The sequence below is a fragment of the Shewanella sp. SG44-6 genome (assembly GCF_014164185.1).
Taxonomy (GTDB): Bacteria; Pseudomonadota; Gammaproteobacteria; order Enterobacterales; family Shewanellaceae; genus Shewanella; species Shewanella vesiculosa.
Genome location: NZ_JACJER010000106.1, coordinates 1 through 16,105, shown reverse-complemented (window position 1 = coordinate 16,105; position 16,105 = coordinate 1). Strand labels below are relative to the sequence as shown.

The 16,105-nt window shown below is 39.9% G+C and carries 13 protein-coding genes and 1 pseudogene; 4 read left to right on the top strand and 10 right to left on the bottom strand.

Annotation, left to right across the window (positions count from 1 at the left end; genetic code table 11):
* Positions 1-674: pseudogene (locus tag H5185_RS16530) on the bottom strand (sodium/proton antiporter); the annotation flags it as partial.
* Between the two features lie 590 nt (positions 675-1,264).
* On the opposite strand from H5185_RS16530, the gene fadR reads away from it, so the two are divergent.
* Entirely contained in the window at positions 1,265-1,984 is a 720-nt protein-coding gene (fadR, locus tag H5185_RS16525; RefSeq protein WP_124015906.1) for a fatty acid metabolism transcriptional regulator FadR, read from the top strand.
* A gap of 105 nt (positions 1,985-2,089) precedes the next feature.
* Here the strand turns inward: fadR and H5185_RS16520 are convergent, their stop codons facing one another.
* The 4 genes from H5185_RS16520 to sodB all read right to left on the bottom strand — a co-directional run bounded on the left by H5185_RS16520 (position 2,090) and on the right by sodB (position 7,758).
* Positions 2,090-3,601, bottom strand: coding sequence for a SpoVR family protein (locus tag H5185_RS16520; RefSeq protein WP_182742652.1), 1,512 nt, complete (start codon positions 3,599-3,601; stop codon positions 2,090-2,092).
* Positions 3,602-3,611: 10 nt separating this feature from the next.
* Positions 3,612-4,877: a YeaH/YhbH family protein gene (locus H5185_RS16515; RefSeq protein WP_182742651.1), complete on the bottom strand. Its 1,266-nt coding sequence runs from the start codon at positions 4,875-4,877 to the stop codon at positions 3,612-3,614.
* 63 nt (positions 4,878-4,940) lie between these two features.
* Positions 4,941-6,875 carry a PrkA family serine protein kinase gene (locus H5185_RS16510; RefSeq protein WP_124015909.1) on the bottom strand — a complete coding sequence of 645 codons (1,935 nt, stop codon included), beginning with the start codon at positions 6,873-6,875 and terminating at the stop codon, positions 4,941-4,943.
* Positions 6,876-7,173: 298 nt separating this feature from the next.
* Complete coding sequence (gene sodB, locus H5185_RS16505; RefSeq protein ID WP_124015910.1) at positions 7,174-7,758, bottom strand: superoxide dismutase [Fe]; 585 nt, start codon at positions 7,756-7,758, stop codon at positions 7,174-7,176.
* Positions 7,759-7,990: 232 nt separating this feature from the next.
* Here sodB and grxD point away from each other — a divergent pair, with 232 nt between their 5' ends.
* A complete protein-coding gene (gene grxD, locus H5185_RS16500; protein WP_182742650.1) occupies positions 7,991-8,332 on the top strand; it encodes a Grx4 family monothiol glutaredoxin in 342 nt (113 codons plus the stop codon).
* Between the two features lie 110 nt (positions 8,333-8,442).
* On the opposite strand, the gene H5185_RS16495 is transcribed toward grxD, so the two are convergent.
* Positions 8,443-9,672: a uracil-xanthine permease family protein gene (locus H5185_RS16495; protein ID WP_124015911.1), complete on the bottom strand. Its 1,230-nt coding sequence runs from the start codon at positions 9,670-9,672 to the stop codon at positions 8,443-8,445.
* Positions 9,673-9,910: 238 nt separating this feature from the next.
* Between H5185_RS16495 and H5185_RS16490 the strand changes: the two genes are divergently transcribed.
* On the top strand, positions 9,911-11,008 hold the full coding sequence (locus H5185_RS16490) for a DUF2066 domain-containing protein (protein ID WP_182742649.1): 1,098 nt from the start codon (positions 9,911-9,913) through the stop codon (positions 11,006-11,008).
* A 154-nt stretch (positions 11,009-11,162) separates the two neighbouring features.
* The gene (gene hda, locus H5185_RS16485; RefSeq protein ID WP_124015913.1) at positions 11,163-11,873 is read left to right on the top strand and encodes a DnaA inactivator Hda; all 711 of its coding nucleotides are present in this window, start codon (positions 11,163-11,165) and stop codon (positions 11,871-11,873) included.
* Positions 11,874-11,968: 95 nt separating this feature from the next.
* On the opposite strand, the gene H5185_RS16480 is transcribed toward hda, so the two are convergent.
* From H5185_RS16480 to H5185_RS16465, 4 genes are all read right to left on the bottom strand, one after another.
* Complete coding sequence (locus H5185_RS16480) at positions 11,969-13,918, bottom strand: hypothetical protein (protein WP_182742648.1); 1,950 nt, start codon at positions 13,916-13,918, stop codon at positions 11,969-11,971.
* A gap of 149 nt (positions 13,919-14,067) precedes the next feature.
* Entirely contained in the window at positions 14,068-14,445 is a 378-nt protein-coding gene (locus H5185_RS16475; protein WP_124015915.1) for a DUF2069 domain-containing protein, read from the bottom strand.
* Between the two features lie 11 nt (positions 14,446-14,456).
* Positions 14,457-14,813 (bottom strand): arsenate reductase (glutaredoxin), encoded by a 357-nt coding sequence (arsC, locus tag H5185_RS16470; protein WP_182742647.1) that lies wholly within the window; start codon positions 14,811-14,813, stop codon positions 14,457-14,459.
* 97 nt (positions 14,814-14,910) lie between these two features.
* Positions 14,911-16,105, bottom strand: a 1,195-nt coding sequence (locus H5185_RS16465) for a M48 family metalloprotease (RefSeq protein WP_182742646.1), incomplete at its 5' end; no start/stop codon positions are given.

The following is a 16,105-nucleotide window of genomic DNA, read 5'->3' as shown; positions in this document are numbered from 1 at the left end:
TCACCCACCATAGTACATACGCCACCCAGTGCAGTACCGATACCAGAGTGCATTAATAAATTACGTAAAAATGCCCGAAACGATTCTAATTCTTCATCATTTAATTGTCCGCTAGACTCAGACGTATGATCGTGACCGTTATTATCACTAAAACTCTTACCCGATGCGACTTTGTGGTAGATAGAGTAAAAACCGACGGCAACAGCAATGATTACCGCAATCACGGTTAAGGCATCTAAGAAGGCTGATAAAAAAGCTGATGCAGTACAAAACATCAAAGACACGATAATTTTTGAGCGTACTTTAGTGATCATTTTGGTAAATACAAACAGCAATAGCTGTTTCATAAAGTAAATACCTGCGACCATAAATACCAACAAGAGCAATACTTCTAAATTAGCTTCTATTTCATGTAGCACTTGTGAGGGCGAAGTCATTCCTATGATGACGGCTTGAATGGCTAAAAGACCACCCGGTTGCAGTGGATAACATTTTAATGCCATAGCTAAAGTGAAAATAAATTCCACCACTAGCACCCATCCAGCGACAAAAGGATTTACATAGAAAAAGAGCAGGGGGTTGATGACTAAAAATGCCAAAATTGCGTATTTGTACCATTTAGGTGAATTACCTAAAAAGTTAACAAACAGCGCCTGACTTTTGGTTGCCTGCATAGCAGCCTCTCCGATATTGTGATTGTTACAGTATTGGTACCATTTTTGATGCTAGCAACACATTATTATTTTCAACAGAACTGGGAGAATAGAAGCAACTTCATATTAAAAACTTGATGGATATCAACTTTTCATTAATTTGCGCCAAATAACCTATCGAGGCAAATTGAACATTACCGTCTATTTATTGTTGTGAAATTATAGTGTCTTGATATAGCAAACAATGTGTTAGCCTACATATTTATGCGGCAAACTCGATATGGCTCTTGTATTTTCGCTGCTAGTGTAGCTCAAACAAAATTGAATTGTAATGTCGTTATTTGCTCCCAAAAATACTACATTACATCAACAAGCTAGCTACATGAGTATATACTAAACTTGTGTTATTTTATCGATAAAATTGCTATAGGTTTATGATTTTAGTAATTTAATGTGAATAGTATCTGATTATTGAAGTTGTAATGGCTCATAGTAGGTTAAAAAATAGTCGTAATGAGCGTCCTGAATAAACAATGGTTTTTATTTTCCACCGCTCTGGTATGATCAGTGCAATAGTTTCGCCATTGTTTAGCAATAGGATATGAAGGCTGATGATCATCAATGCCAAAGGGCCAGCGAGTTTTGCCGAGAAATATATTGTTCGTTCCATTTGGGAAAATAAATTTCCACCCGGATCAATTTTACCTGCGGAACGTGAGCTCTCAGAACTTATCGGTGTCACTCGTACGACGTTAAGAGAAGTTCTGCAGCGTCTTGCACGAGATGGTTGGTTAAAAATTCAGCATGGTAAACCTACCCAAGTGAACAACTTTTGGGAAACCTCTAGTTTAAATATTTTAGAAACCATTGCTGATTTGAACCCTGATGGTTTTCCATTACTCGTCGATCAACTCATGGCTGCTCGTGGTAACGTAAGCAACATTTATTTTCGTGCATCCATTCGCCACAATCCTGAAAAAGTGGTTGAAGTCTTGGCCGACATTCACAGTTTAGAAAATAACGCTGAAGCCTATGCTGCATTTGATTATAAGTTGCATCACACATTAGCATTTGCATCGGGTAACCCATTATATGTATTGATTTTAAATGGCTTTAAAGGCCTTTATAATCGTGTGGGTCGTTATTATTTTTCCAGCCAAGAAGCCCGTGAATTAACCCTAAGCTTTTATCTTAAGCTGGAAAAACTCGCCCAAGCTAAAAATTATATTGATGTACCAGCATTGATGCGAGCCAATGGTATTGAAAGTGGCAAAATGTGGCAAAAGCTGCGTGATGACCTGCCTGCTGAAATGGGCCATGATAATACTTAATTTACAGTGATGAGTTGAGCATTTATCGTTAATAGAGAATACCGATTTATTTACCTCGGATATTGAATCTCAATTTGAAAAGCCAATCAAGTCGATTGGCTTTTTTTATGCTGTCGCTTCAGGACAGCTTGATAATACCCTCACAATACCTACATCGTCTACTTGCTCTAAGCTGACATTGAAACCCCATAGCCGATGTAAATGCTTCAACACCTCTTGATGGTTATCTGCAAGTGGGATGCTGTCATAGGGGATGTAGCGTAAGGTGATAGAACGATCGCCATTCACTTGCACTTGTTGCACCTGAATATTAGGTTCTATATTGGATAAATTATATTGTTGTGACAGAGTGTTGCGGATATCTTGATAACCTTGCTCATCATGAATGGCCGAAATGGAAAGTTGGCTGCGTTTTTCATCATCTAAAATAGCAAATAATTTAAAATCACGAATCACTTTTGGTGATAAATATTGGCTAATAAAACTCTCATCTTTAAAGTGCTTCATCGCAAAGTGAACCGTTTCAAGCCAATCACTGCCGGCAATGTCGGGAAACCACTTTTTATCTTCCTCGGTTGGTGTTTGGCAAATTCGTTTTATATCGACAAACATTGCAAAACCTAAGGCATAAGGGTTTATGCCATTATAGTAAGGGCTATTGTAGGCAGGTTGCGTAACCACAGCAGTATGATTTTGCAAAAACTCCATCATAAAACGGTCAGTGACTTTACCATTATCGTATAAATGATTGAGTATGGTGTAATGCCAAAATGTCGCCCAACCTTCATTCATCACTTGAGTTTGTTTTTGTGGATAAAAATATTGCGCCATTTTACGAACAATTCGGACTAATTCACGTTGCCATGAAGCCAGTAATGGGGCATTTTTTTCAATAAAATATAAAATGTTTTCTTGGGGCTCACTTGGGAAAATAGTACTTGTTTCTGGCGTTTCTTTTTGTGGTGATGTTGGCAGAGTTCGCCACAAGTCATTGACTTGGCTCTGTAAATAATCTTCACGTTGCTGCTGTTTTTCTTGCTCTTGCTTCAGTGACACTTCTGCTGGACGTTTATAGCGGTCAACACCGTAATTCATCAATGCATGACAAGAGTCGAGAATTAACTCAACTTGTTCAACCCCATAACGTAACTCACATTCGCGGATATAATTTTTAGCAAAGACTAAATAATCGATAATCGAGCTGGCATCGGTCCAAGTATCGAATAAATAGTTATTTTTAAAAAAACTATTATGACCATAACAAGCGTGCGCCATGACTAATGCTTGCATGGTAATGGTATTTTCTTCCATTAAATAGGCAATACATGGGTTTGAATTAATCACAATTTCGTATGCCAAGCCCATCTGGCCACGCTTATAGCCTTGCTCTGTTTGGATAAATCGCTTGCCAAATGACCAGTGGGTATAACCAATGGGCATACCAATGCCAGCATAGGCATCCATCATTTGTTCAGCAGTAATAATTTCAATTTGATTTGGGTAAGTTTCAAGTTTAAAAAATGTCGCTGCATTTTCAATTTCATGTTGATATTGTTGCAGTAAGTCAAATGTCCACTCGGGTCCATCATCTAATGGGCTACGTTTTATATTCACCATGATCACCCCCCTACATAGCTTGTTTTTTAAAGAGTTCACGAAATACTGGGTATATGTCTTCTACGTGGGTAATATTCTGTACTGCAATGTTGTCAAATTGCTGTTGCAGTTTCTCATATTGGTGCCATAACGTCTGATGAGCGCGATGGGTTATTTCTATGTAACTAAAATAGCGAACCTTTGGCAAAATATGTTTTGCTAAAATGTCATAGCAGGCTGGCGAGTCATCGGCCCAATTATCACCGTCAGAGGCTTGAGCGGCATAAATATTCCATTCATTTTCTGGGTAGCGTGCTTGCTGTATTTCATGCATTAGCTTTAATGCACTTGATACGATAGTCCCGCCAGTTTCTTGTGAGTAAAAAAACTCATGTTCGTCGACTTCTTTAGCCTGTGTATGATGACGAATATACACCACCTCAAGATTTTGATAACTGCGCGTCAGGAAGAGGTAAAGTAATATATAGAAACGCTTAGCCATATCTTTGGTTTCTTGATCCATTGATCCAGATACATCCATCAGACAAAACATTACCGCTTGGCTAGAAGGGATTTCACGTTTGGCATAGTTGTTAAAGCGCAAATCAAAAGTATCGATAAAAGGTACTTTTGCGATTTGCTGCTTGAGTAATAATATCTGTTCCTTTATGGCTAAAATTCTTTCTGCTTGAGCACCTGGCGTGTCCTCCAGCATGACAAGTTCGGCTTCCAATGCCTGTAGCGCTTTCTTTTTGCCACCGCTCATGGTAATTCGTCTCGCCAAAGATGAACGCAACGATCTGACAATATTAATGTTAGCGGGCACGCCATCATTGGTAAATCCCGCTCGATAGGTTTGATATTCAACTAATTTATTTAGCTGATTTTTTTGTAAATTAGGCAGTTCGAGATCGTCGAACAGTAACTCTAGATATTCGTCTTTTGAGATAGTAAATACAAAATCATCATCACCGTCACCGCTATTTGATGCATCACCTTGCCCAGAACCGCCTTGGCCAGATTTAGGTCGTTGAACTTGGTCACCGCGATTAAATTGATCATTCCCAGGGTGTACTCGATCCCTTCTGCCACCTTGGCCTTGTCTGAAAACAGGTTCACTAAGGTCTCGAGTTGGAATGCTAATCTGTTCACCTTTATCAATATCAGTAACACTGCGACGAGTGACAGCTTCTCCGACAGCTTTTTTGATTTGTTTTTTATAGCGCTCAATAAAACGCTGCCGATTGACGGTGCTTTTTCCTTTTGCATTGAGTCGTCTATCAATAAAATTTGCCATACGCCTCTCCCAAGTCTAATTCATGGCAAAGTCAGCAAGGGCTGACTCTGCCAACCTAGCGTTTTACGATGATTTGCGCACTCGTAAATACCATTCTGACAATAATCTGACTTGTTTTTTGGTGTAGCCTTTTTCCATCATACGATTAACAAAATCGTCATGCTTACGCTGATCGTCATTGGATGTTTTGCCGTTAAATGAAATCACTGGCAGTAAATCCTCAGTGTTAGAAAACATTTTTTTCTCTATCACAACGCGTAATTTTTCATAACTGGTCCACAACGGATTATTGCCTTCATTGTTGGCGCGAGCTCGCAGAACAAAGTTAACAATCTCATTACGGAAGTCTTTTGGATTACTAATTCCAGCAGGTTTTTCTATTTTTTCCAGTTCTGCATTGAGTGCCCCACGATCGAACAGTTGTCCGGTTTCGGGATCTCGATATTCTTGATCTTGAATCCAAAAATCGGCATAAGTAACATAGCGGTCAAAAATATTTTGGCCGTATTCTGAATAGGACTCAAGGTAAGCGGTTTGTATTTCCTTGCCAATAAATTCAACATACTTAGGGATTAAATAACCTTTAAGGAACTCTAAATATTTTTCACTTACTTCATTTGGAAATTGTTCTTGCTCAATTTGTTTTTCGAGTACATAAAATAAGTGCACTGGATTTGCGGCTATTTCTGCACTGTCAAAGTTAAACACTCTGGATAGAATTTTAAAGGCAAAGCGGGTGGATAGTCCTTGCATTCCTTCATCTACGCCAGCGTAGTCACGGTATTCTTGGTAGGACTTTGCTTTTGGGTCGGTATCTTTTAAGCTTTCACCATTGTATACACGCATCTTGGAATAAATAGATGAGTTATCCGGTGCTTTTAAGCGAGAGAGCACACTAAATTGTGCCAATGTTTCTAAGGTGCCTGGGGCACAAGATGCGTTTGATAATTCTGAATTGGCTAATAGTTTTTGGTAGATCGCCATTTCTTCAGAAACCCTCAAGCAGTAGGGCACTTTGACGATATAGACGCGATCTAAAAATGCTTCATTGTTTTTATTATTTCTAAACGTTGACCATTCTGATTCATTCGAATGGGCTAAAATAATGCCGTTGTACGGTAGTGCTGATAAGCCCTCAGTACTGTTGTAATTACCTTCCTGGGTTGCTGTCAATAATGGATGTAATACCTTAATCGGTGCCTTAAACATTTCGACAAATTCCATTAAGCCTTGGTTTGCTCTGCATAATGCACCTGAGTAGGCATAGGCATCAGCATCATCTTGTGAGAAATGCTCTAATTGACGAATATCGACTTTACCGACTAAAGCTGAAATATCTTGGTTGTTTTCATCACCGGGTTCTGTTTTAGCAATGCCGATTTGGTCTAGCACCGATGGATATACTTTTACTACTTTGAACTTTGAAATATCGCCACCGTATTGGTGTAAACGTTTTACTGCCCATGGAGACATGATTGTTTTGATATAACGACTCGGGATCTGGTATTCATTGTTCAGTAACTGACTGTCTTCTTCGGGATCAAACAAGCAAAAAGGATGGTCGTTAACCGGACTACGAACCCCATCAGCACTTAGTATGTAAATAGGCACATGCTGCATAAGTACCTTGAGTTTTTCGGCAATGGACGATTTACCGCCACCAACAGGACCGAGAAGATATAAAATTTGTTTTGATTCTTCCAAGCCTTGAGCAGAATGTTTTAAATAAGCCACAATCTGTTCAATCGCGTCTTCCATACCATAAAAGTCTTTGAATGCGGGATAGCTTGCAATAACACGATTAGAAAAAATACGGCTTAAGACAGGATTTTTTGCTGTGTCGATAATCTGCGGTTCACCAATGGCCATTAATAAGCGTTCGGCAGCAGATACATAGGCACTTTTGTCTTGTTTACAAATATCAAGAAATTGCTCCAAGGTATATTCTTCGTCGCGTTTTTGTTGATATCGTTGTTGATAATGCTCAAAAATACCCATAATAACCCCCTCAAAACATGCAGTAGTATTACGTAAAACGCCTCTGTGGCTAACGCAATGGTTTAACTATATTACTGGACCAATTAGCGCAATATTAGGCTTTACGAGTAAAGTGTAGGACAGGGTAAATGACTTGGCGAAGTTTTAATGGAAAATAAATTAAATAAAAACAAAGACAAACAGTAGCATTTGCAATAGTTGCAAAAATAGAAGTGTGATGTGAGTCATGCTTTGTGGTAAGAAAAGATTCAAAAAAAGGAGCCAAAAGGCTCCTTTAGTTTTTTGCAGCTAATGAAGATTAAGCAGCAAAGTTCTTGTTAACAAATTCCCAGTTAACAAGTTGCCAGAAGTGCGCTAAATACTCTGGACGTGCGTTACGATAATCAACGTAGTAAGCATGTTCCCATACGTCTACAGTTAATAAAATAGTCACTGATTCATCTGTTAACGGTGTAGCAGCATTACTAGTGTTAACAATGGCTAATGAACCGTCAGCTTTTTTAACTAACCAAGTCCAAGCACTACCGAAGTTGTTGACTGCAGAATCGGTAAATTTAGCTTTGAATTCTTCAAAAGAACCAAAAGATGCATTGATAGCAGCAGCGATATCGCCAGTTGCTTCGCCGCCAGCGTTAGGCGCTAAACAGTTCCAGTAAAAAGTGTGGTTCCAAACTTGAGCGGCGTTGTTGAACATACCACCAGTTGAAGTTTTAACAACTTCTTCTAGCGTTTTGTTAGCAAATTCAGTTCCTTCAACTAAACCGTTTAGTTTTACCACGTAAGTGTTGTGATGCTTACCATAATGGAACTCAATGGTTTCTTGAGAAATGTGTGGTTCAAGTGCGTTCTTTGCATAAGGTAAAGCTGGTAGTTCGAAAGCCATTAGTATCTCTCCATGGATTCAGGTTATCGTTTTGTTTACCAATCAGGTAACATTGCTCTACTTCTATTGTACTGATTATTTTTGTGATGTGAATCATTGTTTGGGAATTATCTGGATTGCTGTAGCTATTTAATGGATTTTAGATAAACCCTACAAACTGTGGCATTTTGTTCTTTGTCTAGGTGTCGTACAATAGTCGTTATGTGTTCATTCGTCGTACTTAGGAAATCCAATGGAAACTGTAGAAAAGATTAAACAGCAAATTAGCGAAAACCCAATTATTGTGTACATGAAAGGTTCACCTAAGCTACCAAGCTGTGGATTTTCATCTCAAGTTGCTCAAGTGATGATCAATTGTGGTGAACAATTTGCCTTCGTAGATATTTTACAGCACCCAGATATTCGTGCTGAACTACCAAAATTTGCTAACTGGCCAACATTCCCACAGCTATGGGTTGAAGGCGAGTTGATTGGTGGTTGTGATATCATCACTGAAATGTTCCAAAAAGGTGAACTTCAGCCAATCATTAAAGCGACTGCTGATAAATTCCGCACCGAAAACGCTGCAGAGTAATGAGTATTGATTGAGTGTTTAATGCACTGATTAAAAAGCCCCAATCGCAATTTGCGATTGGGGCTTTTTTATAGCGCCTTACTGATTAAGCAGCTTCTATGTTAAAGAGGTTATGCCTCAGTTGGTGGCTTTTTTATCGCTGGTAAAATCAAGTTCATCAAAATAGCCACAATCCCGCATAAGCTGATACCGGTTAAACTAAATGAGCCAATGCCAAATGCCATGCCACCAATACCGAACACTAACGTTACCCCAACAATACTGAGATTACGGGGTTCAGACAAATCGACTTGATGACGAATTAGGGTGTTTAATCCCACAGCAGCAATTGAGCCAAAGAGTAGGCACATTATGCCACCCATGACGGGAACGGGAATTGTTTGCATCATGGCGCCCAGTTTGCCAACAAAAGCTAAGGTAATTGCGGTAATCGCTGTCCACGTCATAATGCGAGGGTCAAAACTTTTAGTGAGTGTCACCGCGCCAGTTACCTCACTGTATGTGGTGTTAGGTGGACCACCCAATGCTGCTGCTGCAATTGTGGCAATACCGTCACCAGTCAGGGTGCGATGTAAGCCAGGCTTTTTAAAATAATCTTTACCTGTCACATTTGAAATAGCCAAAATATCACCAATGTGTTCAACGGCAGGCGCAATGGCCACTGGGATCATAAATAAAATAGCTTGCCAGTTAAACTCTGGGGCAACAAAGTTTGGCATAGCTAACCAAGCGGCTTCACTTACGGGCGTAAAATCAACAACACCAAAGGCTAAGCTAGTGCCATAGCCGACTAAAATACCGGCCAGAATAGGCATTAAACGAACTAATCCTTTAGCAAAAATCGCCACGATTATTGTAGTCGTTAAGGCTGAAAGAGAAATTATTAGGGCAATATTGGGCTCAACGATGACTAAGCTACCATCACCACTTTTACCTAATGCCATATTGACAGCGACTGGCGCTAAGCCTAAACCGATGATCATAATTACTGGGCCGACAACCACAGGGGGTAACAGGGTATGAATAAATCCTGTGCCGCGCAGTTTTACCGTTAGCCCAAGTAGCATGTAAACTGCGCCAGCTGCCATTAAACCACCCATGGTGGCTGGAATACCCCATGTTTGTACGCCATATAAAATGGGGGCGATAAAGGCAAAGGAAGAAGCGAGAAATACAGGAACTTGGCGTTTAGTGACTAATTGAAACAGAAGGGTACCGAAACCGGCTGTAAATAAGGCGACACTGGTATCTAAACCCGTCAATAACGGCATTAGTACAAGCGCACCAAAAGCGACAAATAACATTTGTGCGCCCTGTAGCGGAATTAACACGCGTTTCATATTGTTCTCCATCAGTATTTAGAAAGTTAGCGTGTGCTCAAACGGCGCGAATTGTCACATAAAAGCTATCATATGCATAACAACTTTGAGGACGTTGTAGCGATTAATGTTATTTGATATGGCTACAATATAGGGTCAATTTGGCAGTAGTAAAAAAGAGTTTTCGTTATCCATTACTCGATAGAATTTTATTATGATATAATTTGTTCACTTATATTTGCTGCGTTTATGTTATCTGATGCTGAAAAAACTAATTAATCTCATTGTGTTACCGATAATTGCATTAACCTCTATTGCGACTGTGTATGCTGCTGAAGTCGGCAAGTTAGATGAAGCCGATATTGCGGTGAGTTCACGTGCAAATGATGTAAAAGATAATGCGCTAAAAGAGGCATTAGCTGCTGTTTTCTTGAAAAATTCTGGTTTACCTAGTGTGGTGCTTCACCCCCTAGTTAAAGCTCAAATTAATGCCCCTGAGGTCATTTTGACTCAATATGGTTATTATGAGTCAAATGGTGAGTTGATGCTCAAAGCCAGTTTTGACCATCAGCGGGTGATTTCAACATTACGCGAAGCCGGTTTACCTGTTTGGGGGAGCCAGCGGCCATTAACCTTGTTGTGGATATCCGTTGATGAAAATAATCAGCAAACTATTTTAGCTGATGATTCGGCCACAGATATACGTACTGATTTAGCCCAAGAGTCTAATAATAAAGGCATTCCATTATTGTTGCCTATTATGGATTTAGATGATGTTATGCAAGTGAGCATTACTGATGTGCGTGGTATGTTTACCGATGTATTAGCCAAAGCATCAACCCGTTACCAAGCTGATTACTTTGCTGTTGCCAATATTGATACCCAAGGCAGCAACCTAAATTACAGCATTAAATTATTCGATAAAAACAGAACTAATGGTGTGTTGGTGGCTTTAATTTCTCAACAAGGTGATGCCACCGATTATCAACAAGCTACCAAAAGTATGATGAGTATTCTGGCGGATTATTATATTAGTCAATATGCTATTGCTTCTACAGGCGGTGACCTTACAACACAAGTCAGATTTACCGGATTAAATAATATGACTCAAGTGGTGAATGTTGAACGTTACCTTCGTCAGCTTAGTGCCGTTAAGTCGATAACATTAAGCCAGTTTAAGGGCGATTCTGCCACTTATACTATTGACTTGTTTAGTAATTTAGATGATTTGCAGCGGTTGCTTAATATTGATAGCCGCTTATCACAATTAGATACTGTGGGCAGTGTCGATTCATTTTATGAGTCAACTACTGACAAAACTAAACCTAAGTTGATTTATCAATGGTTGGGTCAATAAGTATGATCAATCGGTGCGCTATACTGTTTTATCGTATAGCGTGAAATGCTGTATCTGAGGCATCTTTATGTTGAGGCTTATTGCCTATATTCGCATAATGGACTCACTTAGGTATAATGATGTTAGTTCGTTTATGATTTTGAGACCTATCTGAGTGACACAAAACTCACCAAGACAATTATCTTTACCCGTTTATTTACCTGACGATGAAACTTTTCAGAGTTATTACCCCGCTTCGGGTAATGACGAGTTGATCCAAAAACTTCAAGCCAGTGCTGAGGGATCCTTGGCTTCTTCTTTATATCTTTATGGTCCCGAAAAGTCAGGCCGAACACATTTAATGCATGCTGCTTGCGCTCATGCTAACGACTTAGACCGCCGTACTTTGTATATCCCACTTGGCATTCACGCAAGTATTTCTCCGGCCTTGTTTGAGGGCCTAGAATCGCTTGACTTGATTTGTATTGACGATGTTGAAGCGATAGCGGGCCACCCTGTATGGGAAGAAGCCATTTTTCATTTGTATAATCGTATTGCAGAGCAACAAGATTGTCGTTTGATTGTGAGCGGTAAAGCTTCACCTTCAGAAACGGGTTTTTTACTGCCCGATTTGGTTTCTCGAATGCAGTGGGGACTCATATATCAACTGCAACCTATGGCTGATGATGAAAAACTGCTTGCATTACAACGCCGCGCGGCAATGCGTGGCTTGCAGTTATCTGATGAAGTAGGGCGTTTTTTACTCACTCGTATGGCTCGTGATTTACGCACCTTGTTTGATGTGCTCGATAAACTCGATAAAGCCTCTATGGTACATCAGCGAAAACTGACTATTCCATTTATAAAAGAGATGCTTAGACTATAATTCCTTATAAAAAATTATCGTTGTCAGTCTATCCTATTAGATAATAAAAACGCCAAATGAATTCATTTGGCGTTTTTGTTTAGTGAGTTAATGACTTATTGCTGCAGATGATCATTGCCACTAAATTGTAATGGTCGAGGGTCAACAGCATTTTGTTCAGCTTGTGATGAGACTTTCTGTGATGATTTTGATGGATCAGTTGTTAGCACTAAATTTTGTGCCCAACTCAGACCGTTAACTAACGCCACAGGTGCAGGCAAACCATCCATCACTTGTGTTACCCCTATTGCAGGTAACATTTGGCTCACAACATAGCTGGCACGATCATATAACTCAGGTTGGCCGATACGGCCGCGCTGACCCCATTCAACCACAATGGTTGAACTTGTGGCAACTTCTGGTTTGTCAGTAATCGCGATATCACGCAAAATACCATATCGATGGCTCATCATCACTTCTTCAAATAGCATCGCTGCATCTTCTCGTGTTGATGAATAAGCATAGTCATCGTTGGCAAGATCGTTGGCAAAAAATTGTGCGACGTCACTTGGTGTATAAGCTTTTTGGGTATTATTTGCTGACTCGCCAGAGTAGTTAACGTTTGCAAGACCATACATCTCAGTACTGGTTAATGGGTAGCGGATGTTGAGTTGATCAGAGGTCATCGCATTAGCCTCATAACGACGTTGATATTCTTCTTTTAAGGTTGGACCTTGAATATTTGCATGTATGCTTTGTGGGTAATAATCATTTGCATGAGCAAGTTCGTGATATAAGAGCCTGGCTAGATTAGAAGACATATTCTCCATGGTACGGTTAGTACGATTGCCTATTTCTATATATTGACCAGCATAATCGTTGTTTTTGACATAACGATATGGCGAGAGATAATTAAGCTCTTCACCAAAGTTGCTACGATAATCAGGCGTTTCATTAATCGTATCTCGCTGTGCTGAAGTTAGCCACAGGTATTCAGGGTCTAAATATATTGCTCCTATATAACCAGCATAAAAGGCCGGTCTAATATCGTAACTGATGACGATAGCAGTCACTGATTGCAGCAATTCTACAAAATCATTGTGAGTTTGTGCACGTAAATAGGCTTCAAAGTTTGCTGCCATCCAGTCGTGTGAAACGAGTACTCTGTCCATAATAGTATCAATCGGGTCTGGATTAGTATCTTGGCTAATGAAGGGCAGCACATTAACAATATTGCATGGCTCAACGAATTGATTCGAGTAAACACAAGAGGCCAGTTGGTTAGCATAAGGTGAGTCATGCTTGTAAGCGTGCGTTCGTGCAACGGGATAACTGAAGTAGGCGTCCGCTGGGGCCGCTTTTTCTTTGGTTACGAGTAAATTGACGTCATCACTTATCGTTTGGCCATCAAATGAGGCCGTGGCTTTAAGACTGAAGAGTTGATCGGTATCGACGTTTGGCGCAACAAACAGTGGCCTAGTAATGTCACTTAAATCCACGTTAGTAAAGGCTTTATTATTATCACTAGGATACATGCACCAGCTAATATTTTCAGGTACTTGGCCGTTAATATTCTGTATACGTAAACTCGCATCAGTTCTATTGACCATTTGATGATCGCTGTTAATACGTAGAATATTGTCAGCTGAATCGGCAGTAATGGATACCATTTCTTCTATACTGATGTTATCGCCAGAGACAGTCACCTTAAAAGCGTAATCTTGGTTACTTGTCGGTGTGAATGCTAAAACTTGGCTATTGACTGCTGTTAGTTCAAGGCTTGGTCCTGAAATCTGCTGCCACAAAAATGTTTTACCAATACTGTCTTGTTGATTGAGATTGGCAATAATGCTACCGGGTTTGTCTTTGGCATAATGGTGTTCAACAATAAAAGTCAGTTGAGAGTTTGTGTCGGCAATAGAGTAAGTGATATTTTCACTGCAAATTTCGAAAGCGGATGAGGTAGGCGTACCTTGATCGTTATTGTTTGAATCTCCTCCGCATGCGCTAACTAACATGGCACAGGCTAAAAGGCTGTAGGGCCCTAATTTTTGCGATAACGGCATTAAACCACTCCATGATTATTTTGTTGTTATTAAAAAACATACTATGCAACATCTTGTTAACGGATAAATGTAGCATGCTGTCTTGTTTAAATGCAATCAACAAAAAAGCGCCCGAAAGCGCTTAGATAAACAACAAAAATGAAGGTGGTTTATTGTTGCTCAGACTTTTTCTTTAGCCCTAATCCTAGCTCTCTACCTCGCTTGCGGGCATAAAATGGAAAAGTGATTAATAGAATGCCAATTAGTACTGATTCAATCACCGCAAACACAAACGCATCGGTAGTGATGTAAGCCAGGGTTAAGCCATGCAATAAATACACACACAGAATAAAGCTGGCCCATGCATAAGTATAAGGATTACCAGTTAAAATACCTTTTAGCGGAAATAATAAAGGTACAATCCATATTAAGCTGAACCCTAGCGAATAGGTGCCATTGATGCCTTGTTGAATAAACCAACCGCTAAGCAGTAGGAGTAACGCAAGGTAACCGATTCGGCTTAGTTGAAACAAGGTTTGGGAAGTCATTATGGTACTCGTTACAGAATAGACAAAACATTTTCAGGAGGACGGCCAATAGCAGCTTTATTGTTGGCTAGCACAATTGGGCGTTCAATTAACTTAGGTGTTGCTACCATAGCAGCAATAAGGTGCGCTTCTGATAAGGATGCATCTGCTAAGTATTGGCTTTTATATTCATCTTCTTTGGTTCGCATTAGCTGGCGCGCCGTTAAACCCAGAAGCTGTAATATGGTCTGTATTTCCGTGGCGGATGGCGGCGTCTTTAAATATTCAACGACTGTGATATCGGCGTTATTAGCCTGCAGTAATGCTAAGGTTTCACGGCTTTTTGAGCAGCGCGGGTTATGGTAAATAATTGTTTTTGCAGTTGTCATGTTTAGAGTCCGTCATTAAAAAATGGCAAACAATAAATTCATTTATTGTTTGCCATCATTCTATCAAAGAATGGCTTGTAAGGTTAAATTATTGCGGCTACTTTAACGCCTCCATTTCCCTATCAGCTTGTCTAAATTGTCTTATTCTTGCTTCAATTCTTGCCAGTTGTAAGGTTTTACCATCTGAATAGCGATAAGCATAGTTGAGTTGGTCAATCGCTCCCTTGTAATTAGCTGATAAGGCCATAAATTCAGCATTACTGTAATACTCGAGGGCTTTGTTATCTAACTTGCGGTACGCATCAGCCATAATTTGATAAGGCAGCATATTCTGCTTATCGAAAAATATCAGTTCCTCTAAAAGCGGAATGGCTTTTTGGGGCTGATCAGCCTGCACATAAATATTGGCTAAGTTAGTATTGATCACCTGTGAAGTTGGTTTTATTTTCCGTTGCGCTTCTAATAATGCGATGGCATTTGTATAGTCTTTTTTCTGATCTAATAAATCTGTTTTGGTATCGATATAAAACAAATTATTGTCATCTTGTTTAAGCAAGTCATCAATGATGACCTCAGCTTGATCAAATTTCTGTAAACGGAAAAGTGCCAGCGCTTTGCCGTAGAGAGCAGCCTCTTTAAAAGTATATTCATTCTTTTTGAGTTGTTGTTCAAATAAAGATAATGCCGCATCGTCACTTAAACTTGAAAAACGCACTTGGATACGCGCTTTGGCTAATTGAAAGTTAAGGCTGTTAGGTACATATCGTTTAGCGTATTGAGCCGCACGGTTACGGGCTTCTGTAATTCGAGACTCTGGTAATGGATGCGTCAGTAACATTTGTGGTGGGGTGGTGGTAAAACGATAACGAATAGCCAGCTGACCGAAAAATGTGGCGGCAGCATTGGGATCGAACCCTGCATCAACAAGAGTTTGCATGCCAATACGGTCGGCCTCTTGCTCATTTGAGCGGGTATAGTTAATTTTTGCTTGTGTTGATAGTGCTTGGGTTGTCGCTAGTGCAGCCATACCTGCTTGAGGGGCTGCTATGGTTAATAAAATAGCTCCTAACATACCCACAATCGTAGCCGTAGAACTTTTCTCTTGTGCTTCAAGTGAGCGCGCAAGATGACGTTGAGTTACGTGAGTAATTTCGTGTGCAAGTACTGATGCCAATTCACTTTCGTTGTCAGCATTTAAAAATAAGCCAGTATGAACGCCAACATGACCACCGAAAAATGCAAATGCGTTAATTTCATCATTGCGCAGTAAAAAGAAATAAAACGGTGTTTTG

Bases quoted from the DNA above. Each gene is read 5' to 3' on its own strand.
- fadR (WP_124015906.1), top strand. From the start codon at position 1,265: ATGATCATCAATGCCAAAGGGCCAGCGAGTTTTGCCGAGAAATATATT.
- H5185_RS16520 (WP_182742652.1), bottom strand. From the start codon at position 3,601: ATGGTGAATATAAAACGTAGCCCATTAGATGATGGACCCGAGTGGACA.
- H5185_RS16515 (WP_182742651.1), bottom strand. From the start codon at position 4,877: ATGGCAAATTTTATTGATAGACGACTCAATGCAAAAGGAAAAAGCACC.
- H5185_RS16510 (WP_124015909.1), bottom strand. From the start codon at position 6,875: ATGGGTATTTTTGAGCATTATCAACAACGATATCAACAAAAACGCGAC.
- sodB (WP_124015910.1), bottom strand. From the start codon at position 7,758: ATGGCTTTCGAACTACCAGCTTTACCTTATGCAAAGAACGCACTTGAA.
- grxD (WP_182742650.1), top strand. From the start codon at position 7,991: ATGGAAACTGTAGAAAAGATTAAACAGCAAATTAGCGAAAACCCAATT.
- H5185_RS16495 (WP_124015911.1), bottom strand. From the start codon at position 9,672: ATGAAACGCGTGTTAATTCCGCTACAGGGCGCACAAATGTTATTTGTC.
- H5185_RS16490 (WP_182742649.1), top strand. From the start codon at position 9,911: ATGCTGAAAAAACTAATTAATCTCATTGTGTTACCGATAATTGCATTA.
- H5185_RS16480 (WP_182742648.1), bottom strand. From the start codon at position 13,918: ATGCCGTTATCGCAAAAATTAGGGCCCTACAGCCTTTTAGCCTGTGCC.
- H5185_RS16475 (WP_124015915.1), bottom strand. From the start codon at position 14,445: ATGACTTCCCAAACCTTGTTTCAACTAAGCCGAATCGGTTACCTTGCG.
- arsC (WP_182742647.1), bottom strand. From the start codon at position 14,813: ATGACAACTGCAAAAACAATTATTTACCATAACCCGCGCTGCTCAAAA.